Origin of the sequence: Streptomyces sp. NPDC059989 (assembly GCF_042736975.1) — a bacterium.
In the GTDB taxonomy this organism is placed as follows: domain Bacteria; phylum Actinomycetota; class Actinomycetes; order Streptomycetales; family Streptomycetaceae; genus Streptomyces.
The window spans coordinates 72,803-95,110 of record NZ_JBHWUO010000022.1; the positions used below are offsets into that span (position 1 = coordinate 72,803).

General features: G+C 72.0%; 20 protein-coding genes and 1 riboswitch. Of the genes, 8 read left to right on the forward strand and 12 right to left on the reverse strand.

Going from position 1 to position 22,308, the window contains the following annotated elements; genetic code table 11:
- The first annotated feature begins 24 nt into the window (after window positions 1–24).
- Window positions 25–714, forward strand: a complete 690-nt coding sequence (locus ACFWBN_RS21000; RefSeq protein ID WP_385178391.1) for an N-acetylmuramoyl-L-alanine amidase — start codon at window positions 25–27, stop codon at window positions 712–714.
- Here ACFWBN_RS21000 and ACFWBN_RS21005 read toward each other — a convergent pair.
- The 11 genes from ACFWBN_RS21005 to ACFWBN_RS21055 form a co-directional block, all read right to left on the reverse strand.
- Window positions 707–1,888 (reverse strand): cysteine desulfurase family protein, encoded by a 1,182-nt coding sequence (locus ACFWBN_RS21005; protein WP_385178392.1) that lies wholly within the window; start codon window positions 1,886–1,888, stop codon window positions 707–709. The two genes, ACFWBN_RS21000 and ACFWBN_RS21005, sit on opposite strands and share 8 nt — an antisense overlap.
- A gap of 259 nt (window positions 1,889–2,147) precedes the next feature.
- A complete protein-coding gene (locus tag ACFWBN_RS21010) occupies window positions 2,148–3,008 on the reverse strand; it encodes a thioesterase family protein (protein ID WP_385178393.1) in 861 nt (286 codons plus the stop codon).
- Window positions 3,009–3,051: 43 nt separating this feature from the next.
- Window positions 3,052–3,708, reverse strand: coding sequence for a trimeric intracellular cation channel family protein (locus ACFWBN_RS21015; protein WP_385178394.1), 657 nt, complete (start codon window positions 3,706–3,708; stop codon window positions 3,052–3,054).
- A gap of 256 nt (window positions 3,709–3,964) precedes the next feature.
- Complete coding sequence (locus tag ACFWBN_RS21020) at window positions 3,965–5,083, reverse strand: ABC transporter ATP-binding protein (protein ID WP_385178395.1); 1,119 nt, start codon at window positions 5,081–5,083, stop codon at window positions 3,965–3,967.
- Window positions 5,080–6,183 (reverse strand): ABC transporter ATP-binding protein, encoded by a 1,104-nt coding sequence (locus ACFWBN_RS21025; protein WP_385178396.1) that lies wholly within the window; start codon window positions 6,181–6,183, stop codon window positions 5,080–5,082. The genes ACFWBN_RS21020 and ACFWBN_RS21025 overlap by 4 nt, the downstream gene beginning before the upstream one ends.
- Entirely contained in the window at window positions 6,180–7,178 is a 999-nt protein-coding gene (locus ACFWBN_RS21030; protein WP_385178397.1) for an ABC transporter permease, read from the reverse strand. The genes ACFWBN_RS21025 and ACFWBN_RS21030 overlap by 4 nt, the downstream gene beginning before the upstream one ends.
- A 145-nt stretch (window positions 7,179–7,323) precedes the next feature.
- A complete protein-coding gene (locus ACFWBN_RS21035) occupies window positions 7,324–9,099 on the reverse strand; it encodes an ABC transporter substrate-binding protein (protein WP_385178398.1) in 1,776 nt (591 codons plus the stop codon).
- An 82-nt stretch (window positions 9,100–9,181) separates the two neighbouring features.
- Window positions 9,182–10,177: an ABC transporter permease gene (locus ACFWBN_RS21040; RefSeq protein ID WP_385178399.1), complete on the reverse strand. Its 996-nt coding sequence runs from the start codon at window positions 10,175–10,177 to the stop codon at window positions 9,182–9,184.
- A gap of 453 nt (window positions 10,178–10,630) precedes the next feature.
- Window positions 10,631–11,371: an enhanced serine sensitivity protein SseB C-terminal domain-containing protein gene (locus ACFWBN_RS21045; protein WP_385178400.1), complete on the reverse strand. Its 741-nt coding sequence runs from the start codon at window positions 11,369–11,371 to the stop codon at window positions 10,631–10,633.
- Between the two features lie 55 nt (window positions 11,372–11,426).
- Entirely contained in the window at window positions 11,427–12,173 is a 747-nt protein-coding gene (locus ACFWBN_RS21050; protein ID WP_385178401.1) for an enhanced serine sensitivity protein SseB, read from the reverse strand.
- Window positions 12,174–12,494: 321 nt separating this feature from the next.
- Window positions 12,495–13,148, reverse strand: coding sequence for an AAA family ATPase (locus tag ACFWBN_RS21055; protein WP_385178402.1), 654 nt, complete (start codon window positions 13,146–13,148; stop codon window positions 12,495–12,497).
- A gap of 205 nt (window positions 13,149–13,353) precedes the next feature.
- A riboswitch (glycine riboswitch) is annotated at window positions 13,354–13,457 on the forward strand.
- A 164-nt stretch (window positions 13,458–13,621) separates the two neighbouring features.
- Here ACFWBN_RS21055 and gcvT point away from each other — a divergent pair.
- From gcvT to ACFWBN_RS21085, 6 genes are all read left to right on the forward strand, one after another.
- On the forward strand, window positions 13,622–14,737 hold the full coding sequence (gene gcvT, locus ACFWBN_RS21060; protein WP_385178403.1) for a glycine cleavage system aminomethyltransferase GcvT: 1,116 nt from the start codon (window positions 13,622–13,624) through the stop codon (window positions 14,735–14,737).
- A gap of 80 nt (window positions 14,738–14,817) precedes the next feature.
- A complete protein-coding gene (gcvH, locus tag ACFWBN_RS21065; RefSeq protein ID WP_385178404.1) occupies window positions 14,818–15,201 on the forward strand; it encodes a glycine cleavage system protein GcvH in 384 nt (127 codons plus the stop codon).
- A 14-nt stretch (window positions 15,202–15,215) separates the two neighbouring features.
- Complete coding sequence (gene glyA, locus ACFWBN_RS21070) at window positions 15,216–16,472, forward strand: serine hydroxymethyltransferase (protein ID WP_385178405.1); 1,257 nt, start codon at window positions 15,216–15,218, stop codon at window positions 16,470–16,472.
- Between the two features lie 143 nt (window positions 16,473–16,615).
- Window positions 16,616–17,032, forward strand: a complete 417-nt coding sequence (locus ACFWBN_RS21075) for a hypothetical protein (RefSeq protein WP_385178406.1) — start codon at window positions 16,616–16,618, stop codon at window positions 17,030–17,032.
- Between the two features lie 128 nt (window positions 17,033–17,160).
- A complete protein-coding gene (locus ACFWBN_RS21080; protein WP_385178407.1) occupies window positions 17,161–18,543 on the forward strand; it encodes an L-serine ammonia-lyase in 1,383 nt (460 codons plus the stop codon).
- A 137-nt stretch (window positions 18,544–18,680) separates the two neighbouring features.
- Complete coding sequence (locus tag ACFWBN_RS21085; RefSeq protein WP_385178408.1) at window positions 18,681–19,196, forward strand: hypothetical protein; 516 nt, start codon at window positions 18,681–18,683, stop codon at window positions 19,194–19,196.
- A gap of 50 nt (window positions 19,197–19,246) precedes the next feature.
- Here the strand turns inward: ACFWBN_RS21085 and ACFWBN_RS21090 are convergent, their stop codons facing one another.
- The gene (locus ACFWBN_RS21090; protein ID WP_319722097.1) at window positions 19,247–19,390 is read right to left on the reverse strand and encodes a hypothetical protein; all 144 of its coding nucleotides are present in this window, start codon (window positions 19,388–19,390) and stop codon (window positions 19,247–19,249) included.
- Between ACFWBN_RS21090 and ACFWBN_RS21095 the strand changes: the two genes are divergently transcribed.
- Window positions 19,385–22,303 carry a BTAD domain-containing putative transcriptional regulator gene (locus ACFWBN_RS21095; RefSeq protein WP_385178409.1) on the forward strand — a complete coding sequence of 973 codons (2,919 nt, stop codon included), beginning with the start codon at window positions 19,385–19,387 and terminating at the stop codon, window positions 22,301–22,303. The two genes, ACFWBN_RS21090 and ACFWBN_RS21095, sit on opposite strands and share 6 nt — an antisense overlap.
- Window positions 22,304–22,308 lie beyond the last annotated feature (5 nt).

A 22,308-nucleotide genomic window follows, 5' to 3' on the forward strand; every position in this document is an offset into this window, starting at 1 on the left:
TATCGGCTGTGGGGGGTGGATCACATGGTGACCAAGGGGAACAAGGCGAAGAAGCCGGCGGGAGGGAAACCGGCGGGCAGGCCGGGGAAGACCCGCAGGGCCGTGCTCTTCGGCGGGCTCGGGATCTTCACGGTGGCGGCGATCGCCGGCCGGGACGAGATCCGCCGGGCCTGGTGGCTGGTGCCGGGGGTGGCCAAGCCTCGTAAGGAGGGCGACCTCGACCACGCGGGCGCGAGCTGGACGGCGGCCTCGCCGGCGAACTGGCGGCTGGCGGACCGGCCGGACGACTACCGGGTGGACCGGATCGTGATCCATGTGACGCAGGGCGGCTTCGAGTCCTCGGTGGACGCCTTCAGGAACCCCTGGCACAAGGCGTCGGCGCACTACATAGTCCGCCAGGACGGCCACATAGAGCAGATGGTGCGCGAGCTGGATGTGGCCTTCCACTCGGGCAACCGCTCGATGAACGAGCGCAGCGTCGGCATCGAGCACGTGGGCTTCGTGGACCGGCCGCGGGACTTCACGGACGCGATGTACGAGGCGTCGGCCCGGTTGGCCGCGGACGTCTGCCGGAGGTACGGCATACCCGTGGACCGCAAGCACATCCTCGGGCATTCGGAGGTGCCGGGCGCCGACCACACGGATCCCGGCCGCCACTGGGACTGGGACCGGTACATCCGCCTGGTCGGCGAGGCTCGGGCCGCCGCTAGCTGAGGCCTGCCGTGCGGGCCCGTTCCACCGCGGGGCCGATGGCCGCGGCCAGGGCCGCGACGTCCTCCTTGGTGGAGGTGTGGCCGAGGGAGAAGCGGAGTGTGCCGCGGGCCAGCTTCGGGTCGGTGCCGACGGCCAGCAGGACGTGGCTCGGCTGGGCCACGCCGGCCGTGCAGGCGGAGCCGGTGGAGCACTCGATGCCCTGGGCGTCGAGCAGGAGGAGCAGGGAGTCGCCCTCGCAGCCGGGGAAGCTGAAGTGGGCGTTGGCCGGGAGCCGGTCGACGGGGTCTCCCCCGAGGACGGCGTCGGGCACGACCGCGCGGACGGCCGCGACCAGCTCGTCGCGCAGCGCGCCGATCTCGGTGGCGAACCGCTCGCGCCGCTCGGCGGCGAGGGTGGCGGCCACGGCGAAGGCGGCGATGGCCGGGACGTCGAGGGTTCCGGAGCGGACGTGCCGCTCCTGGCCGCCGCCGTGCAGGACGGGTACGGGGCTCTGGTCGCGGCCCAGCAGCAGGGCGCCGATGCCGTACGGGCCGCCGACCTTGTGGCCGCTGACCGTCATGGCGGCGAGGCCGCTGTCGGCGAAGCCGACGTCGAGCTGGCCGAAGGCCTGGACGGCGTCGGAGTGCAGCGGGATCCCGTGCTCGGCGGCGATGGCGGCCAGCTCGCGGACCGGCATGACGGTGCCGATCTCGTTGTTGGCCCACATGACGGTGGCGAGCGCGATGTCGTCGGGGTTGCGCTCGACGGCCTCGCGGAAGGCTTCGGGGTGCACGCGGCCGTACCGGTCCACGGGCAGGTACTCGACCTGGGCACCCTCGTGCTCGGCGAGCCAGTGGACCGCGTCGAGGACGGCGTGGTGCTCGACGGGGCTGGCGAGGACGCGGGTGCGGGTGCCGGTGCGGGTGCCGGCGGGGTCGGCGTCGCGGCGGGCCCAGTAGAGGCCCTTCACGGCGAGGTTGTCGGCCTCCGTGCCGCCGGCGGTGAAGACCACCTCGCTCGGGCGGGCCCCGATCGCCTCGGCGAAGGCCTCTCGGGCCTCCTCGACGGTACGGCGGGCGCGGCGGCCGGCGGCGTGGAGGGAGGATGCGTTTCCCGTGGCGGCGAACTGCGCGGTCATCGCCGCGGCGGCCTCCGGGAGCATCGGGGTGGTGGCGGCGTGGTCGAGGTAGGCCATGATCCCCCGATTCTACGAGGCCCCGCGGGGGCCGTCCGACGCCCTTCCGTTCCTCGGGGGTGCGGAGGCCGGGCGGCGGGCTGGGGCGGGCCCTGCGGGGCTGGTCCCCTACCCGCCCTTCCGCCTCCCCCAGACTTCGTCCGGGGGGACCCCCACCCGGGCTGCGCCCGGACCCGGACCCGGGCTCCGCCCGGGCCCCTGGGGCTCCACCCCAGACCCCGCGCCTCAAACGCCGGCGAGGCTGGAAATGCCTGGCGCGTCAGGAAGCCGCACGCGGAGCCCGCGCCAGTTGGCGGGACTGGGCTACCAGGTGGTTGGCCGCGTCCCAGACTTCGGCGTCCTCCTCCAGGAAGCCGCCGGCCAGGTTGCGGGTGGTGATCGAGATGCGGAGGGGGCCCGGGGCGGGGCGGCGGCGGATGTGGGTGGTGAGTTCCACCGTCGGGGTCCAGCCCAGCAGGCCGAGGTCGAAAGAGGTCGGCGGGAGGGCGTCCACCGCGAGGAGCATGGAGAGCGGGTCGGCATCGCGGCCGTCCGCCAGCTCGAACCAGGCCCGCATCTCGCCCTTGCCCGAGGGTGCGCCGACGGCCCAGCCCGCGGTCGCGGGGTCCAGTCGCAGCCGGAGCCGGTCGACGATCGCGGAGCTGCCGGGGATCGGCGCCGGGCCGGCCTCGGGGCCGAGACAGTCCTCGTAGGCGGGCATGACGGGCGGCAGGGCCGTGGTGCGGACGTCGTCCGGGAGCGAGGAGAGGTCGCCGAACGAGGCGAGGACGCGGATGCGCTCGACCTCGGCGCCGCTCTCGTCGTACTGGAACAGCGAGGCCTGGCCGGTGGAGAGGGTGCGGCCGACGCGGGCGACCTGCGTGCGGATCACGGCGGGGCCGGGCACCGAGGAGGTCAGGTAGTGGGCCGACACCGAGAAGGGATCCGGGTGCGGCAGGGCCGCCGACAGGGCCCTGCCGACCAGGGCCAGCAGGTAGCCGCCGTTGACGGCGGTGATGATCGTCCACCCTGCGGAGAGTTCCGCGTCGTACACCCCGGGCTCGCCCGCGCGCGCGGTGATGGTGGTGTCGCGGTCGAACTCGCTGTCGCCGATGGATGCCTGGGCAGCTGCGTGTGACATGTAAACGACGGTACACCCGCTTGCTACTAAGCGGTAGCTTTTTTTACGGCTCTTCGGCCACCGATGAGCGTCGGTTCCAGGCCAGCGGAGCCCGCCAGTGGTAGCGCATGGCGAGCAGGCGCAGCACGAAGGTGGTGACGATCGCGAGGCCGGTGGTGATGGCGTTGAGGGCGTCGAGGCTGATGAACACGGCGACCATCGACGCGCCGACGGCGGCGGGGACGGCGTACATCTCGCGGTCGCGGAGGAGGGACGGCACCTCGTTGACCAGCACGTCGCGCAGGACGCCGCCGCCGACGGCGGTGGCCAGGCCGAGCGCGGCGGAGGCGGTGAGGCCGAGGCCGTACTCGTACGCCTTGGTCGTGCCCGTCACGCAGAACAGGCCGAGGCCGGCCGCGTCGAAGACGTTGATCGCGCGGTTGATGCGCTGGACCTCGGGGTGCAGGAAGAAGACGAGCGCGGCGGCGATCAGCGGCGTGACGAAGAAGCTGAGCTCGCCGAAGGCGGCGGGCGGGACCGCGCCGATGACGAGGTCGCGGAAGAGGCCGCCGCCGAGGGCCGTGACGAGGGCGAGGACGACGATGCCGAAGACGTCGAAGTTCTTGCGGACGGCGAGGAGGGCGCCTGCGGTGGCGAAGACGAAGATGCCGGCGAGGTCCAGGGCATGCTGGATCCCGGGCGGGAAGAGATCGTGGAGCACCGGCTCATTGTCGCCCCCGGTGGCGGGCCCGCCCGACGTCGGGGCCGTGCCGGGCCGCGTCGGGCGCGGCTTCGCCGGAGGACCGGGCTGCGCCCGGCCCCTGGGGCTCCGCCCCGGACCCCCGCGCCTCAAACGCCGGCGAGGCTGAAGTTGCCCCCGACGAGGCTGGAGTTGCGCCGGCTGGGGCTGGATGTGCCGACGGGGCCCGGCCTCGTGCCGTTGTGCGGCAGGCCCGGCCCCGTCGGCGTTTCGGCCGCTACTCCGAAACCGTGGCCACCGCGTCCGCCGCGCCCGGCAGGGGCGTGTCGCCCGGGGCTTGGTCGGGGGCGTTCTCCGGGTGGTGGCAGGCCACCTGGTGGCCCGTCTTGAGCGCCAGCAGCGGCGGTTCCTGTGTCGTGCAGACCTGCGTCGCCTTCCAGCACCGCGTGTGGAACCGGCAGCCGCTGGGCGGCGAGATCGGGGACGGCACGTCGCCCTTGAGCAGGATGCGGCCGCTCTTGGCGCCGCGCCGGCGCGGGTCCGGGACCGGCACGGCCGACATCAGGGCCGTCGTGTACGGGTGCATCGGCGCCGTGTACAGCGACTTGTTGTCGGCCAGCTCGACGATCTTGCCGAGGTACATCACCGCGATGCGGTCCGACACGTGCCGGATGACCGACAGGTCGTGCGCGATGATCACGTACGTGAGGCCGAGCTCCTCTTGGAGGTCGTCCAGCAGGTTGACGACCTGGGCCTGGATGGAGACGTCCAGGGCCGAGACGGGCTCGTCGGCCACCACCAGCTTCGGCTTCAGCGCCAGGGCCCGCGCGATGCCGATGCGCTGGCGCTGGCCGCCCGAGAACTCGTGCGGGTAGCGGTTGTAGTGCTCCGGGTTGAGGCCCACCAGGGAGAGGAGACGCTGGACCTCCGCCTTGAGGCCGCCTTCCGGCTCCACGCCCTGCAGTTTGAACGGCGCGCTGACGATCGTGCCGACCGTGTGGCGCGGGTTCAGCGAGCCGTACGGGTCCTGGAAGATCATCTGGATGTCGCGGCGCATCGGCCGCATCCCGGCGACGCCGAGGTGCGTGATGTCCTTGCCCTCGAACTCGACGGTTCCGCCCGTCGGTTCGAGGAGCCGCGTGATCAGCCGGCCCATGGTCGACTTCCCGCAGCCGGACTCGCCGACGATGCCGAGGGTCTCGCCGCGCCGGACGTCGAAGTCGATGCCGTCGACGGCCTTGACCGCGCCCGCCTGGCGCCGCAGCAGCCCCTTGGTGATCGGGAAGTGCTTCGTCAGGCCCGTCACCTTGAGCAGCAGGTCGGGCTCCGGGGAGTCCGTGGCCTGCGCGGGGATGACGGCCGCTTCCGTCTTCTTGGTCTCAGGCGTGTCGGTCACAGCTTCGGCGCAATCTCTTCGGTCCAGATCCGGGTCCGCTCCTCCTGCGACATGTGGCAGGCGGACCAGTGGCGGCTGCCGTCCTCCGTGAGCTCCGGCCGTACCGTACGGGTCACATTGCCCTTGGGTACGTCGGCGTACGGGCACCGCGGGTTGAACGCACAGCCGCTGGGGATGTTGATGAGGCTGGGCGGCGAGCCCTTGACCGGGATGAGGCGCTCGGTCTGGTCGCGGTCGATGCGCGGCATCGAGCCCAGCAGGCCCCAGGTGTAGGGGTGCCGGGGCTCGTAGAAGACCTTCTCGGCGGTGCCCCGCTCGACGCACCGGCCGCCGTACATCACGAGGAGTTCGTCGGCCATCTCGGCGACGACGCCGAGGTCGTGCGTGATCATGATGACGGCGGAGCCGAACTCCTGCTGGAGGTCCCGGATCAGGTCGAGGATCTGGGCCTGGACGGTGACGTCCAGGGCGGTCGTCGGCTCGTCCGCGATGAGCAGTTCGGGGTTGTTGACCAGCGCCATCGCGATCATCGCGCGCTGGCGCATGCCGCCGGAGAACTCGTGCGGGTAGCTGTCGACCCGCTTGTGCGGCTCGGGGATCCCGACGCGGTCGAGGAGCTCGATCGCCCGCGTGCGCGCGGCCTTCTTGTCGACCTTGTTGTGGACCCGGTAGGCCTCGGCGATCTGCTTGCCGACGGTGAAGTACGGGTGCATCGCGGACAGCGGGTCCTGGAAGATCATCGCGATCTCCCGGCCGCGCAGCCTGCGCACCTCGTCCTCGTCGGCGGAGAGCAGCTCCTTGCCGTTCAGCCAGATCTCGCCGGAGATCCTGGCCCGCTGGCGCCCGTACTGGCCGACGCGGTGCAGGCCCATGATGCCCAGCGAGGTCACCGACTTGCCGGAGCCGGACTCGCCCACGATGCCGAGGGTCTTGCCCTTCTCCAGCGTGAAGGAGAGCCCGTCGACCGACTTGACCAGTCCGTCCTCGGTCGGGAAGTGCACCTTGAGGTCGCGGACCTCCAGGAAGGCCGTGGAGGGCTCCGTACCGTCGACGGGCTCGTTGAGAGCTCCCGTCGTGCCGGTCTTGGTGAGATCGGTCATGACAGCCTCACTCGGGGGTCGATCACCGCGTACATGAGGTCAACGATGAGGTTCGCGGCGACGACGAAGAAGGCCGAGATCAGGGTGATGCCCAGGATGACCGGCAGGTCGTGGTCGCTGATGGCGCGGACCGCGCTGTAGCCGAGGCCGTGCAGCGAGAAGGTGGACTCGGTCAGCACCGCGCCGCCCATCAGGGCGCCGAGGTCCAGGCCCAGCACGGTCAGGATCGGCGTCATCGTCGAGCGCATCGCGTGCTTGCCGATGACGACCGGTTCCGTCAGGCCCTTGGCGCGGGCCGTGCGGATGTAGTCCTCGTTGAGGACTTCGAGCATGGTCGCGCGGGTGAGCCGCGCGTACATCGCCGCGTAGAGGAAGGCGAGCGAGACCCACGGCAGGATCATGCCGTTGAACCACTTGCCCGGGTCGTCGGCGAAGGTCGCCTCCGGCCGCCCGAACCAGCCGAGCTGGTCGGAGAAGAAGGCGATGAAGAGCATGCCCGTGAAGTAGATGGGGAGCGAGACGCCGGCGAGGGCGACGCCCATCGCCGAACGGTCGAGGACCGTACCGCGCTTGAGGGCGGAGATGACGCCGGTGGCGACACCGCCGATGACCCAGAGCACGACGGCGCCCGCGGCGAGCGAGAGGGTGACCGGGAGCCAGTCGAGCAGCAGCGGCCAGACCTCCTGCTCGGTCTTGAAGGAATAGCCGAAGCAGGGCGCGGCGCATTGCGTGACGTCGGAGCCGTTGGCGTAGTTGCGACCCGCCACCAGACCGACGACGAACTTGCCGAACTGGACGAGGATCGGGTCGTCGAGACCCATCTTCTGCCGGATGCCCTCGATCGCGGCGGGGTCGGACTGCTTCCCGACGAAGTACAGCGCCGGATCCGTCCCGATCAGCTTCGGGAAGAGGAAGAAGATTCCGAAGGTCACCAGCGAGATGACCAACAGCATGACGATGACGGCGAAGAACCGTCGGATGAGATATGCAAGCACTGCGCTCGGCCTGGCTGCGGCCCGGGGGCGCCCCCTTCTGGAGAGCGCCCCCAAGCCGTAACCGCGGCCATCACCTGCCCTTCGTGCCTAGCGGGTGTGGCACTGGAACACTGGAAAGTGGATCTGAACCTGGTCTGACGGACTACTACTTGGTGACACCGAGCGACGCGTAGTCGTACCGGCCGTTGTAGGCGTCGGAGGTGTAGGCGTTCGTCAGGCGGGTGCTGCGCCAGGTGATCGTCTTGTCGTAGACGAAGGGCAGGTAGACAGCGGCCTCGGAGACCTTCTGGTTCATCTGCTTGTAGATGTCGCCGGCCTTGGCCGGGTCGGTCTCCGCGATGGCCTGGTCGAACAGGGCGTTGATCGCCGGGTCGTTCAGCTCGGAGAAGTTGTTGTTACCGCTCTGCAGGATGAAGCGGCCGTCGACCAGCGGCTGGGAGAAGCCCTGACCGGTCGGGAAGTCGGCGCCCCAGCCCATGATGATGATGCCGTAGCCCTTCTCCTTGACCACCTTCGGCGAACCGATGATGCCGGAGGTCTGGGCACCGTCGAACTGGTCGACGTCGACCTCGATGCCGACCTGCTTCAGGGAGTTCTGCAGCGAGACGGCCGTGGCGACCTCGACCGGCTTGTTGTTGCGGACCGCGATGGTCGTCTTGAAGCCGCTCTCCTTGCCACAGGCCTTCAGGGCGGCCTTGGCCTTCTCGAGGTTCGGCTTGCCGTCGTTCTTCAGGACCTCGTACGGGTCGTACGCGGGGTCGGAGCCCTTGATGCCGGCCGGGAGCATGTTGGGGGCGATGTCGCCACCGGCCTGCGGGCCGCCGCGGGCGGTCTGCAGGGACTTGTGGTCGGCCGCGTAGATGACGGCCTTGCGGCACTCGACATTGTCGAACGGGGCGACGGTCGTCGGCATGACGGCGTACCGGATGAAGCCGGTCTGGCCGTTGTCCAGGTTGTCCTTGTGGTCCTTCAGCGCGGTGGCGCGGGCGGCCTGGCCGATGCCGGTCGCGTTGATGTCGACGTCGAACTCGCCGTTCATCAGGCGCTTGTCCATGTCGTCCGCGTTCGCCATGAACGTGACCGAGACGGAGTCCGGGAGCGCCTTGCGGATGGTGTCCGACTCGGGCTTCCAGTTCTCGTTGCGCGAGAGCTTCATGGACTTGTTGGGCTCGTACGAGTCGATCTTGTACGGGCCGTTGGAGAAGGGCTTCAGGCCGTACTTGGCCGCGGTGTCCTTCTCCTGCTTGACCGGGCTCGCCGCCGGCATGGCCAGCATCTGCTCGAAGTCGCCGTTGGGCGCCGGGAGCTTGAAGATGATGGTCTTCGCGTCCGGGGTCTCGATCGCCTTGAGGCCGAGCTTGTCCGGGGCGGTGTCCTTGTACGGGCCCGGGTACTCGGTCTTCGGGTCGAGGACCTGCATCAGGTAGACCGGGCCGCCGGAGATGACGTCCTGGGCCCAGGTGCGCTCGATGCCGTACTTCACGTCCTGGGCGGTGACGGGCGTGCCGTCCTCCCAGGTCACGTTGTCCTTGAGGGTGTACTTGTACGTCTTGCCGCCATCGCTGATCTCGGCCTTGGCGGTGGCGAGGTCGGGCACCAGGTCGGTGCTCTGCTCACCCGGGGCCGCCTTGTAGCTGACCAGCTGACGCGTGTAGTAGCGGGCGAAGTCCCACATGAAGCCGTAGTAGCCGCGCTGCGGGTCCCACGAGTCGGCTTCCTGGGTGCCGACGAACTTGAGCTCGCCGCCCTTCTTGTCCGACGCGTTGGCGATCTTGCCGATGCCGGCGTTGAAGCCCGCCGAGGCGCTCGACTTCTCGTCCTTCTTGTCGTTGCCGCCACAGGCGGTCGCGGTCAGCATGGCCGCGAGCACGACGGCCGTGCCAGCGGCAAGCCTGCGCTTCGACGTGCGATGGGTAGTCACGATGCTCGCAACCCTCCGTTGTAGTTCCGGTGTTCCGGTGTGCTTACGGCTCGAAGCCGGTTCCTGGTGTGCCCTGCGATGGCTAGCGGGAGCCCTTCGGGTCGAGGGCGTCACGGACGCCGTCGCCGAAGAGGTTGAAGGCCAGCACGGTGATGAAGATCGCTACGCCGGGGAAGATCATGAAGAGCGGATCGTCCTCGTAGGTCCGCACGGCCGTGGAGAGGGTCTCTCCCCAGGACGGCGTGGGCGGCTTGACGCCGACTCCGAGGAAGCTCAGGGCGGCCTCGGTCAGCACGTTGGTGGGGATCATCAGCGTCGAGTAGACGGTGATGGGCGCCACCAGGTTCGGGAGCAGTTCGCGGAAGAGGATGTACATGCGGCCCGCGCCGAGGCTGCGCGCGGCTTCGACGTACTCGCGCTCGCGCAGTGACAGGGTCTGGCCGCGGACGATGCGGCCGATGTACGGCCAGCCGAAGAAGCCGATGACCAGCACCAGTACGGCGATGCGCAGGCCCGATCCCTCGAAGCCCCACAGCTTGCTGGGGATGACGGAGATCAGCGCGATGATGAACAGCAGCTGCGGGAAGGCCAGCAGCAGGTCCATGACCCGGCTGATGGCCGCGTCGATCCATCCTCCGAAGTAGCCGGCGATGATGCCGAAGAAGGTGCCCAGCGAGACCGCGACGAAGGCGGACAGGAAGGCCACCAGGAGCGAGATCCGGGCGCCGTAGACGATCCGGCTGAAGACGTCGCGGCCGTTGACCGGCTCGACGCCCAGCAGGAAGTCGCCGCTCATGCCGCCCCAGTCGCCGGCCGGCAGGCCGAGCAGCGGGTCCAGCAGGTCCTCGTGCAGCTCCTCCGGCGGGTGGCCGAAGGCCTTGACGATCAGCGGCGCGAAGATCGCGACGAGGATCAGGAGCAGCACGACGACACCGCCGGCCAGGGCGACCTTGTCACGCTTGAGGCGCAGCCAGGCGATCTGCCACGGCGAGCGCCCCTCGATCGCCTTCTGCGGAACTTCGGGGGCGGCCACGGCCGCGGGCTCGGCCGCGCTGGTGTCGTGCAGTGGTGCCGTCATCGTGGTGGGGACCCCTCTCGGCCGACGGTGGCCGGCCCATGCCCGCCGCTGTGGCGGCTTTGGTTCTTTCGGCGTCGCTGATGGTGCGATTGGCGCGAAATGCGCCTGAAGTGCACGTGAAGAGCTGGTGATTGCGGGATTGACCGGCCTTCGGTGGGGGGAGTCTTCAACGCCCTCTCAATCGCCCGCCAGACCTGCCGGTGATGTGATGCGCAACCGTGATCTGCGCCTACACCTTCCGTTATCCGAACCGCGTGCTCTGTTGAGCGGTGAAACGGGGCCCCTTCGACGCGGAACGGACATCCGGCCCAACTGCCATTTCAGGCATGGTTCTCAGGTGGATTCGGCTGATATGCCGAAGGCCGCACCGATGGGTCCGGTGCGGCCTTCGAAATGAATGTCTCAGTATGCGGATGTGCTGGGGAAGTGCCGGTGAAGTGCCGCTCAGGGCTGTCAGTAGGCGGGAGCCTGGCCCTCGCGGTCGTAGAAGGGGCGGGTCTGCGCGCGCAGCCACATCGCCACGGGGTCGTGCTCGTCCGCCAGGGCGACCGTGCACACCGGGACGCCCTCGGGGACCACGCCGACCGACTGCCGCATCATCTCCCGTACGGATTCCAGCGCGGGCGCGGAGGCGTCGTACAGGTCGATCCCGACCGCGAGGTACGGGGACCCGAGCGCGGGCTGCACCCAGGCGCGGCGCAGCGACCGTACGGCCGGGGTGCGGTGGGCGTGCTGGGTCAGCAGCCCGTAGAACCGCGAGAGCTCGATGGCGGGCTCGGAGAGCCGCAGCGGGCCGGCCGGCATCCGGTCCAGGCCGGTCGCGACGCGGCGCAGGTCCGCCCACGGGACGCCGAGGCCGCCGCCCTGGGCGTGCGGGTTGAGCCACAGGCCCCAGCGGTCGGGGTAGAGCGCGCGGGCGATGTCCCGCCCGGTGACGACCTCGTAGCCGCGGTTCCAGCCGCTGGCGGCCAGTTCCTGCTGGGAGGTCACGCAGGGCGCGTACCCGAGGCCGTCGACCTCCATGCCGCCGTACTGGGCGTCCGGCAAACCCGGCTGCCCCTGCCAGAGGAGCATCCACAGGCGGCCCTCGGAGAGGGCGTGCAGAAGCGACTCGTAGCCCTCATAGCGCCCCGGAGTCACCTGGCGCAGCATGTGCTCGACCTGCCCGGCCGCGGCCGTGCCTGACGCACTCACCCGGTACCCCTCTTCGTCCGCCCGTCGTCCACACGTACCAACAGCTTAAGCGGCGCTACGGGAGGTAGAAGGGGCGTACGCGCTCACGAATCCAGTCCGTGACCGGGTCCTCGGCGGCGTCCAGGAGGATCAACTGCACGGGCCACGGCGGCGGAACGCGGGTCAGGGCCCGGCCGAGGGCGTCCATCGGGGCGTTTCGCATCTCGGGCTCCCATCCCAGCAGGCGGACGCCGATGAACAGCTGCGGCTCCCCGCCCTCGACGCTGGCGAGGCAGCGGTGGGCGGCGACCACGACGCCGGTGGAGCGGAACTCCTCGGCGGCGGCGGCCAGGAAGTCCACCGGGTCGTCCTGCCAGTCGGGCTCGTAGAGCCGCACGCGGCCACCCGTGGCCGGGCCGTCGAGGGGGGTCCGGCCGGTGCGGCACAGCTCCGCGACGGCGGGCGGCGGGAGCGGGACGCCGACGGCGCCCTCGGGGTTGAGCGCGATGCCGAGCTGCGGGGGCAGGCCGCGGGCGAACTCGACGGCGGGGGCCACGGTGAAGTCCATGCCGGGGCCGACGCAGGCGTGGAACTGGGCCTCGGAGCTGTACACGGGGACGTACGCGGCGCCGCCGATCTCCATGGTGGGGAGGGTCAGGCCCTCGGCGCCGCCCTGCCCGGGGCCGCCGCCTGCGGGCAGGGGGACCCACACGTGGCTCCGCCCGAGCACCTCCAGGATCCGGCCCCCGGCATCCGGCTGCCCCAGCGCCGCCCCGAGCACCTGCTCCAGCTCATTCCCCGGCCAGCCGCCGCTGCCTTGCATGTGCCGTTGCCTCCGTTGGTTCCGCGGATCGTCGTGGCCGAGGTTATCGGCCCGTCCCCCGGCGCCGCTGCCGGGGCTCCGCCGGGGTTCGGTCCGCGCCCGGTGCCGCGCCGCTGCCGGGGCTCCGCCCCAGACCCCGCGCCTCAAACGCCGGCGAGGCTGGATTTGGCCCGGCCAAGGTCTTTGGGTGCGGCTCACAACCCACCCAGCGACATTTGGCGGGGCAGCTCAGCCAAAATCCAGCCCCGCCGGCGTTTGAGGCGCGGGTCCGGGCAGAGCCCGGCAGCGGCGCCGCACTCGCCCCTCCAGCCCCGCCGGCGGCTACGGGTGGAACGCGATGCGCGTCACCGCGGCGGCGGAGCGGCGGTCCAGGAGGGTGGCCGAGGCGCAGCCCGGCGGGGGGTGGCCGGCTTCCGCGGAGCGCAGGAGGCGGGTCACCGCCCCGCGGTGACGGGCGAAGGCGTACGCCGAGACGCGGCGCCCCCGCGCCGCCTGGCCGGCCAGGGCCTCCTCGGGGCTGGTGTCCAGGAGGAGCAGGTGCAGCGCCCGGCCCCGGCGGCGCGCGGCCGCCGCCAGCAGGCTGCGTACCCAGGTCTGCGTACCGCAGTCGTGCACGACGACCGAGGCGCCGGAGCGGAGGGTGCGCCACAGCCCCCAGTAGTGGGCGGCCCGGACCAGCGGGCGGTAGACGGCGTAGGGCAGCGCCCCCGGCATCCGGCGCTCCCAGCGCTCGCGCGTGTCCTGGGAGTCGATGGCCCCGTCCTCGGCGGCCGCCCGCTTGATCAGCGTGCTCTTGCCGCCGCCCGGCAGGCCGGACACCACGACGATGTCCCCCGCGGCGAAGCCCAGCCGCTGCGGGCCCCGCACCCCGGGCCCGCGCAGGTCGCGGACGGGACCGGTCTGGCCGGCCGGCCCGCGGCGCGCCCGCGCGTCCCGCTGGACCGGTACCGCGTCCACGGTCCCCACAGCCGCCACCACTCCGAATCTCCGCACAGTGTTCGCCTCCCCCGAATCGGGTCACCAGGACCCTTGCCCACTGAGTGTAAAGAGACGGTAATCCGGCGGCCCCGGTTCCGGTCGGACCGCTCAAGGACCGCACGAACTTTCGGGCCCCCACCCCCGATCACCGCGGTGGCGTGCAATGATGTGCGCCATCTGGACCAACTGCATACCGGCCGCTTGAATCCGCGCGGGAGAGTCCCGGCACGCCGCAAGGCCGTGCGCGGGCGCCGAAGGAGCAAGAACCTCCCTTGAATCTCTCAGGCCCCGTACCGCGTGGATGAGGCAGATCTGAAAAGCGAGCCGTGCGTCAGCGCCGGCTCCACCCAAGGTGCAAGCCGAGGACCCCTGGTGACCGGGGGAACTCTCGGCGAACCTCTCAGGTTCCGATGACAGATGGGGAGGACCCTCCTCGTCATGTCATGCCCTGGGACCCGGGAGCCACACCCATGAGCACTGCCCCCCGTCTGACCGCCCTCGATGCGGTGCACCGTTCGCTCGGTGCGACCATGACCGACTTCGCGGGCTGGGACATGCCGCTGCGGTACGCCAGCGAGCGCGACGAGCACAACGCCGTACGCACCAAGGCCGGCCTCTTCGACCTGTCCCACATGGGCGAGATCACCCTGACCGGCCCCGAGGCCGTCAAGGCCCTGGACTACGCGCTGGTCGGCAACATCTCCACCGTCGGCGTCGGCCGGGCCCGTTACACGCACATCTGCCAGGAGGACGGCGGGATCGTCGACGACCTGATCGTCTACCGCCTGGGCGAGACCGAGTACATGGTCGTCGCGAACGCCTCCAACGCCCAGATCGTGCTGGACGCCCTCACCGAGCGCGCCGCCGGCTTCGACGCCGAGGTCCGCGACGACCGCGACGCCTACGCGCTGCTCGCCGTCCAGGGCCCCGAGTCCCCCGGCATCCTGGCCTCCCTCACCGACGCCGACCTGGACGGGCTGAAGTACTACGCCGGCCTGCCGGGCACCGTCGCGGGCGTGCCGGCGCTGATCGCCCGTACCGGCTACACCGGCGAGGACGGCTTCGAGCTGTTCGTCTCCCCCGAGCACGCCGTGGAGCTGTGGCAGGCGCTGACGAAGGCCGGCGAGGGCGTCGGCCTGGTCCCGGCCGGCCTGTCCTGCCGCGACACGCTGCGCCTGGAGGCGGGCATGCCGCTGTACGGGCACGAGCTCAGCACCTCCCTCACCCCCTTCGACGCCGGCCTGGGCCGCGTCGTGAAGTTCGAGAAGGACGGCGACTTCGTCGGCCGCGCCGCGCTGGAGGCCGCCGCCGAGCGCGCCGCCACGAACCCGCCGCGCAAGCTGGTCGGCCTGATCGCCGAGGGCCGCCGCGTCCCGCGTGCCGGCTTCCCCGTCGTGGCGGACGGCCAGGTCATCGGCGAGGTCACCTCCGGCGCCCCGTCCCCGACGCTGGGCAAGCCGATCGCGATGGCGTACGTCGACGCGGCGCACGCCGCGCCCGGCACCTCCGGCGTCGGCGTCGACATTCGCGGTACGCATGAGCCGTACGAGGTCGTTGCGCTGCCGTTCTACAAGCGGCAGAAGTAGTCCTCGCGCCACGCTCGACCCGTCTCAGTACTCAAGACCGCTGTTCGTATTCACTCCCCCGCATCCAGGAGAATCAGGCCATGAGCAACCCCGAGAAGCTGCGTTACAGCAAGGAGCACGAGTGGCTGTCGGACGCCGAGGGCGGCGTCGCGACGATCGGCATCACGGAGTTCGCGGCCAACGCGCTCGGTGACGTCGTCTACGCCCAGCTCCCCGCGGTAGGCGACACGGTGACCGCAGGCGACACCTGCGGCGAGCTGGAGTCGACCAAGTCGGTCAGCGACCTGTACTCCCCCGTCACGGGTGAGGTCGTCGAGTTCAACCAGGACGTCGTGGACGACCCGGCCCTGGTGAACACCGCCCCGTTCGAGGGTGGCTGGCTGTTCAAGGTGCGCATCGCCGAGGAGCCGGCCGACCTGCTCTCCGCGGAGGAGTACGCCGCGCTCACCCACTCCGACAACTGACCCAGGGACTCCTGATGTCTGTGCTGAACACCCCTCTCCACGAGCTCGACCCGGACGTCGCCGCCGCCGTCGACGCCGAACTCGTGCGCCAGCAGTCGACCCTGGAAATGATCGCGTCGGAGAACTTCGCTCCGGTCGCCGTCATGGAGGCCCAGGGTTCGGTCCTGACCAACAAGTACGCCGAGGGCTACCCGGGCCGCCGTTACTACGGCGGCTGCGAGCACGTCGACGTGGTCGAGCAGATCGCGATCGACCGCATCAAGGCGCTGTTCGGCGCCGAGGCCGCGAACGTCCAGCCGCACTCGGGTGCGCAGGCGAACGCCGCCGCGATGTTCGCGCTGCTGAAGCCGGGCGACACGATCATGGGCCTGAACCTGGCCCACGGCGGTCACCTGACCCACGGCATGAAGATCAACTTCTCCGGCAAGCTCTACAACGTGGTCCCGTACCACGTCGACGAGACCGGCCGGGTGGACATGGCCGAGGTCGAGCGCCTCGCCAAGGAGTCCCGCCCGCAGCTGATCGTCGCGGGCTGGTCCGCCTACCCGCGCCAGCTGGACTTCGCCGCCTTCCGCCGCATCGCGGACGAGGTCGGCGCGTACCTGATGGTCGACATGGCGCACTTCGCCGGCCTGGTCGCCGCGGGTCTGCACCCGAACCCGGTGCCGCACGCCCACGTCGTCACCACCACCACGCACAAGACCCTCGGCGGTCCGCGCGGCGGTGTCATCCTGTCGACGCAGGAGCTGGCCAAGAAGATCAACTCCGCGGTCTTCCCGGGTCAGCAGGGCGGCCCGCTGGAGCACGTGATCGCCGCCAAGGCCGTGTCCTTCAAGGTCGCCGCCTCGGAGGAGTTCAAGGAGCGCCAGGAGCGCACCCTGGAGGGCGCGAAGATCATCGCCGACCGCCTGGTGCAGCCGGACGTCACCGAGGTCGGCGTCTCCGTCCTCTCCGGCGGTACGGACGTCCACCTGGTCCTGGTCGACCTGCGCAACTCCGAGCTGGACGGCCAGCAGGCCGAGGACCGGCTCCACGAGATCGGCATCACGGTCAACCGGAACGCCATCCCGAACGACCCCCGCCCGCCGATGGTCACCTCGGGTCTGCGCATCGGTACGCCGGCGCTCGCCACCCGCGGTTTCGGCGCCGAGGACTTCACCGAGGTCGCCGAGATCATCGCGGCCGCGCTGAAGCCGGCCTACGACAGCGAGGACCTCAAGGCGCGCGTCTCCGCGCTCGCCGCGAAGTTCCCGCTGTACCCGTCGCTCTAGGCAACGGCTCGGAAGGGCCCGGCCCTGTTGTGCACGGGGCCGGGCCCTTCTCATGACCAAAGCCCCAGGTGGATGCGGTCCGGTTGCCACTGAAAGAACCAAAGCCGGACCTCCCCCGTCCCTTCCGTCTCCCGTTCGCCTCCGTGCTCTGCCCGCTGACCTTCGTCTTCGCCGCCTGCGCGCTGTACTGGTCGAAGTGGCCGAACACCGGCATCGTCACCGCGCTGACGCTGCCGGCCGCCCCGATCGCGGCGCTGGTGCTCTCCCGCAAGGGTGAGAAGAACCTCAGCCGGCAGTTCGCCCCGGCCTGGTGGATCGTCTTCTTCCTCGGCGCCCTGTCCCTGCTGTCCTGGCTCGGCTCCACCGACTTCGGCGGCCGCGGCGCCATCCCGGGCGGGGTCGACATCGCCCTGGTCGCGGTCATGGCCCTGGTCACCTACTTCTGGGCCGTGCGCGCGGGCGTCAAGGCCCACTGCGCGGGCCTGCCCGGCCCGGACCCGGTCCTGGACGCCGAGGCCGTACAGGACGACGTACGGGAGCGCGAGCTGACACCGGCCTGACGCCTTCCCCTCCTTTCCGGCAGACGAGCCGTTCACCTCACCGCGTTAAGCTCGTCTGTCGGACAAAATCCGAACAATCCACCTCTCCTGCCCCCTCCCACCCCACGAGCAGACAAGGGAGTCCGCCAGTGGCCATCTCCGTCTTCGATCTCTTCTCCATCGGCATCGGCCCGTCCTCCTCCCACACGGTCGGCCCGATGCGCGCGGCGCGCATGTTCGTGACGCGGCTGAAGAAGGACGGCGCGCTCGCCCAGACGGCATCCGTCCGGGCCGAGCTGTTCGGCTCCCTCGGCGCGACCGGCCACGGCCACGGCACCCCCAAGGCGGTGATGCTGGGTCTGGAGGGCCACTCCCCCCGCACGGTGAACGTGGAGACCGCGGACGACGAGGTGGAGCGCATCCGCAAGAGCGGCCGCCTGCGGCTGCTGGGCGCGGAGATAGGGGACGTCCACGAGATCGCCTTCGACGAGCCGAACCAGCTGATCCTGCACCGCCGCCGCTCGCTGCCGTACCACGCGAACGGCATGACGCTCTTCGCGTACGACGAGGCGGGCACCCCGCTGCTGGAGAAGACCTACTACTCGGTCGGCGGCGGGTTCGTCGTGGACGAGGACGCGGTCGGCGAGGACCGGATCAAGCTCGACGACACCGTGCTGAAGTACCCCTTCCGCTCCGGCGACGAGATGCTGCGCCTCGCCAACGAGACGGGCCTGTCGATCTCCTCGCTGATGCTGGAGAACGAGAAGGCCTGGCGCACGGAGGAGGAGATCCGCGAGGGCCTCCTGGAGATCTGGCGGGTCATGCAGGCCTGCGTCTCGCGCGGCATGTCCCGCGAGGGCATCCTCCCCGGCGGCCTGCGCGTCAAGCGCCGCGCCGCCTCCACGGCGCGCCAGCTGCGCACCGAGGGCGACCCGATGATGCACCGCAGCGAGTGGACGACGATCTACGCGATGGCGGTCAACGAGGAGAACGCGGCGGGCGGCCGGGTCGTGACCGCCCCGACCAACGGCGCGGCGGGCGTCCTGCCGGCGGTGCTGCACTACTACACGAACTTCGTCCCGGGCGCGGACGAGGACGGCGTGGTCCGCTTCCTGCTCGCCGCGGGCGCGATCGGCATGCTGTTCAAGGAGAACGCCTCGATCTCCGGCGCCGAGGTCGGCTGCCAGGGCGAGGTCGGCTCGGCCTGCTCGATGGCGGCCGGCGCCCTCGCCGAGGTCCTGGGCGGCACCCCGGAGCAGGTCGAGAACGCCGCCGAGATCGGCATGGAGCACAACCTCGGCCTCACCTGCGACCCGGTCGGCGGCCTGGTCCAGATCCCCTGCATCGAGCGCAACGGCATGGCCGCCGTCAAGGCCGTCACCGCCGCCAAGATGGCGATGCGCGGCGACGGCAGCCACAAGGTCTCCCTCGACAAGGTCATCAAGACCATGAAGGAGACCGGCGCCGACATGAAGGTCAAGTACAAGGAGACCGCCCGCGGCGGTCTCGCGGTCAACGTCATCGAGTGCTGATGCCGTCCACGCGCTGAGATGTGCCCCGGGAGCCCGGCTCCCGAGGCACACCCATGCGCGGGAACCGCGTCCCGCGCCCCGGCGTCCTACGCGGTGACACCTTTCTGTCCCCGTCTCTCGAGAATCGAGGGGACGTCATGATCCATCCGCATCGCCGGCGTTTCGCGGCCCTGGCCACCGGCATCCTGCTCGTCGCCGGACTCTCCTTGGCCGCACCGGCCTCGGCCGCCACCGCCGCCTCCTCCGCCGCCGCCTCCCAGACCCCGCTCGTGGTCAACGCCCGCTGGGGCGGGCATCCGACCTTCGACCGGATCGTCATCGACCTGCAGGGGTACGTCCCCCCGGTGACCGTCACCCCCGTCGCGCAACTGGTCTACGACGGGTCCGGCAAGCCCGTGCCGCTGGCCGGGAAGTACTTCCTGGAGATCCGCCTCAACCCCGCCGCCGCGCACGACGACGCGGGCAACAACGTCTACCACGGCCCCAAGCTGCAGAAGATCAACCTCCCCAAGCTCAAGGGCATCGCGATGACCGGCGACTACGAGGGGTACGTCACCTTCGGCGCCGCCTTCGACACCATCCCCTACTACCGCGCCTACACCCTGCACTCGCCGGAACGGTTCGTCGTGGACATCTCCCACGTCAACCGGTGAGGTGACGGGCCGGAGGCCCGCGGCGTCGCACGCCCCGGGCCCCCGTGCGGTCAGCCCGCCGGCCGGATCCGCATCCGGCTCGGGTCACCGTCGCCGAACCAGTCCTGCGTGCACGCGTACCGGCCGGGAGCCGCCGCGCCCACCAGGCCGAGGCAGGCCGCCATGGCCCGCTGCCCGTGGGCGTTGGGGTGCATGGACTCCTCCAGCGTGCCCTGCGTGTTGACGTAGTGGGCGGGCCGCGCGGCCGGCGGGTCCTGGCCGCGCTGGCGCTGGAGGCCGGGCGGGTGGTGCCGGCCGCCGGACTGGCGCAGGCGGTGTGGGACGACCCGCCGGCCACGGGGCGGGAGCAGCTCCAGAACGTGGCGGCCGCACTGCGCCGACGGGGGCTCCAAGTGGCCCGCACGGACGCCGGGTTCGTCCTGGATCCGGGACGGGCCCTGGTGGACGTACGGGAGTTCGCGCTGCTGCGGCGGGCGGCGGAGGCCGTGGACGACCCGGCCGAGAGGCGCCGGCTCCTGGGGGCGGCCCTGGAGCTGTGGCGGGGGCCGGTGGCGCTGGGCGGGCTGCGCGGGCGGGTCTTCGAGTCCGCGGCGGCGCGGCTGGAGCAGGACCGGCTCGACTGCGTGGAGCGGGCGCTGACCGCGGACCTCGCCCTCGGGCGCCACGCCTCGGTGTGCGGGGAACTGGCGGAGCTGACGGCCGAACACCCTTTGCGGGAGCGGCTGGTGGAGCTGCACATGCTGGCCCTGCACCGCTCGGGGCGGCGCGGCGAGGCGCTGGCCGCCTTCGACGCGGCGCGCCGGCGACTGGCCGCGGAGGCCGGGCTGGACCCGGGCCCCGGGCTGCGCGCGCTGCACGCACGGCTGCTTGCGGACGCGGATCCGCCGGCCTCGGCGGGGGCCGCGCGGTGGCGGGCCGGTCCGGCCGATGCCGACGGAGCCCCACCTGGTGGCCTACGGCCGGAGCACGGTGCCGCGCGCAGCGAGCCCGGCCCGCGCGACGGGGCACCCGACCGCCCGCCCGCCCAACTGCCCGCCGCCACCCCGGCTTTCGTGGGGCGGGAGGCCGAGGCGGCCGCACTCGCCGAGGGACTGCGGGAAGCGGACGGCGGGGTCTGCGTGGTCACCGGGCAGGCGGGCATCGGCAAGACCGCGCTCGCCCTGCGGGTCGCGCACCGCCTGCGCGGAGCCTTCCCGGACGGGCAGCTCTACGTCGACCTCCGCGGAGCCGACCCCACGGCCGCCGCGGATCCGGCGGAGGTCCTGGCCGGGTTCCTGCACGGCCTCGGCGTCGACGGCCCGGCGGTGCCCGCCGGCGCCGGGGAGCGCGCGGCGCTGTACCGGAGCCTGCTGGCCGGACGGCGGGTGCTGGTGGTGCTGGACAACGCCGCCGACGCGTCCCAGGTCCGGGCCCTGCTGCCCGGTTCCGGGTGCGGGGTCCTCGTCACGAGCCGGCGCCGGCTGCCCGCACTGGACCGGCGGGTCGCCCTGGAGCTCCCGCTGCTGGACGAGGCGGGTGCGCTCGGGCTGCTCGGCCGGATCGCCGGAGCCGGGCGGGTGGCCGCCGAGCCGGAGGCGGCCCGGGAGCTGGTGCGGCTGTGCGGGCGGCTCCCGCTCGCCCTGCGGATCGTCGGCGCCGAGCTGGCCGCGCTGCCCCACCGGGAACTGGCCCGGCTGGCGGCCCGCCTGGGGGACGAGCGGTCCCGGCTGGACGTGCTCGACGGGGTGCGGGCCGGGCTGCGGCTCGGCTACCGCTCACTGCCGGGCGACGCGCGGGCCCTGCTGCGCGGCCTGGCCCTGCTGGACGCCCCGGACTTCGCCGCCTGGACGGCGGCGGCCGTGCTGGACCGCCCCCTCGACCCGGCGGAGGACGCCCTGGACGCCCTGGTGGCCGGGTACCTGCTGGAGGTGGCCGGCCGCGACGAGGCCGGGCAGCTGCGCTACCGCATGCACGACCTGGTCCGTGCCTTCGGGCGGGAACTCGCCGGGCCCGGGCAGGCGGTCGAACGCCGGGTGCTGTCCTGCTGGGTGGCGCTGGTGCGCGAGGGCCGACGGGCCCACCAGGGCGTGGACTACCCGGGGATCGCGGGCCGGACCGCCGCCCGGGTGCCGGACCCGGCGGTGCTCGCCGGGCCGCGGGCCGAGCCGGTGCGCTGGCTGGGCGCCGAGCGGGCGGCGCTGGCCGGCGCGGTCCGGCAGGCCACGCGGGTGGACCCGTACGCCTGCTGGGAGCTCGCGGCGACGGGCGAGTACCTCTTCGACCTGCGCAGCGACCTGGCCGGGTGGCAGGCGGTCCAGGAGCTGGGGCTGGCCGCCGCCCGGGCCGCCGGGGACCGGCGGGGCGAGGCGGTCATGCTGGTGGGGCTGGGCCGGCACCGGGCCTGCCGGGAGGAATGGGGGCCCGCCCGGTCCGTGCTGACGGCCGGTGAGGCGCTGTTCGAGGAGCTCGGGGACGCGCACGGGGTGGCGTACGCGGGCTGGGTGCTCTCCTACCTGGACCGGATCCAGGGCCGCCCGGCCGAGGCGCTGCGCCGGTGCCGGCGCGGCGCGGCCGTCTTCGAGGCGGCGGGCGACCGCCACGGCCAGGCCCACGCCCTGCGCGGCATCGGCCAGGTGCTGCTGGCGCGCGGCGAGACCGGCCGCGCCCTGGAGGTGCTGCGCGAGGCCCTCGCCGTGGCGGAGCTGGGCGGCGCGGCCTGGACCCGGATGTGCATGCTGCGCTGGGTCGCGGACGCGCAGCGGATGCTGGGCCGGTCGGCCGAGGCGGCGGCGGGCTTCCGGGAGGTCCTGGCCCACACGCGCGGCTCCGGCGATCTGGCCGGGCAGAGCGCGGCGCGGATCGGGCTGGGCCGGATCGCCCTGGACCGCGGGGAGCCGGCCGAGGCGCTGCGGCACCTGCGGGCGGCGGACGAGTTGGGCCGCCGGTCGGGGCAGAGCCTCGTACGGGCCCTGGCGGCTCCGCCGCTCGCCCGCGCCCTGCTCGCCTCGGGGGACGCGGCGGCAGCCCGGGCGCTGCTGGAGGAGGCCTCGGCGAGCTGCCGCCGGATGAACGCCCGGCCGCTGCCGGCCCGCCTGGAGTCGGCGCTGGCGGAGGTTCCGGCGGTCTGAGGGGA

Bases quoted from the DNA above. Each gene is read 5' to 3' on its own strand.
- gcvT (WP_385178403.1), top strand. From the start codon at position 13,622: ATGAGCACTGCCCCCCGTCTGACCGCCCTCGATGCGGTGCACCGTTCG.
- ACFWBN_RS21040 (WP_385178399.1), bottom strand. From the start codon at position 10,177: ATGACGGCACCACTGCACGACACCAGCGCGGCCGAGCCCGCGGCCGTG.
- ACFWBN_RS21025 (WP_385178396.1), bottom strand. From the start codon at position 6,183: ATGACCGATCTCACCAAGACCGGCACGACGGGAGCTCTCAACGAGCCC.
- ACFWBN_RS21005 (WP_385178392.1), bottom strand. From the start codon at position 1,888: ATGGCCTACCTCGACCACGCCGCCACCACCCCGATGCTCCCGGAGGCC.
- ACFWBN_RS21085 (WP_385178408.1), top strand. From the start codon at position 18,681: ATGATCCATCCGCATCGCCGGCGTTTCGCGGCCCTGGCCACCGGCATC.
- ACFWBN_RS21090 (WP_319722097.1), bottom strand. From the start codon at position 19,390: ATGCACCCCAACGCCCACGGGCAGCGGGCCATGGCGGCCTGCCTCGGC.
- glyA (WP_385178405.1), top strand. From the start codon at position 15,216: ATGTCTGTGCTGAACACCCCTCTCCACGAGCTCGACCCGGACGTCGCC.
- ACFWBN_RS21000 (WP_385178391.1), top strand. From the start codon at position 25: ATGGTGACCAAGGGGAACAAGGCGAAGAAGCCGGCGGGAGGGAAACCG.
- gcvH (WP_385178404.1), top strand. From the start codon at position 14,818: ATGAGCAACCCCGAGAAGCTGCGTTACAGCAAGGAGCACGAGTGGCTG.
- ACFWBN_RS21010 (WP_385178393.1), bottom strand. From the start codon at position 3,008: ATGTCACACGCAGCTGCCCAGGCATCCATCGGCGACAGCGAGTTCGAC.
- ACFWBN_RS21050 (WP_385178401.1), bottom strand. From the start codon at position 12,173: ATGCAAGGCAGCGGCGGCTGGCCGGGGAATGAGCTGGAGCAGGTGCTC.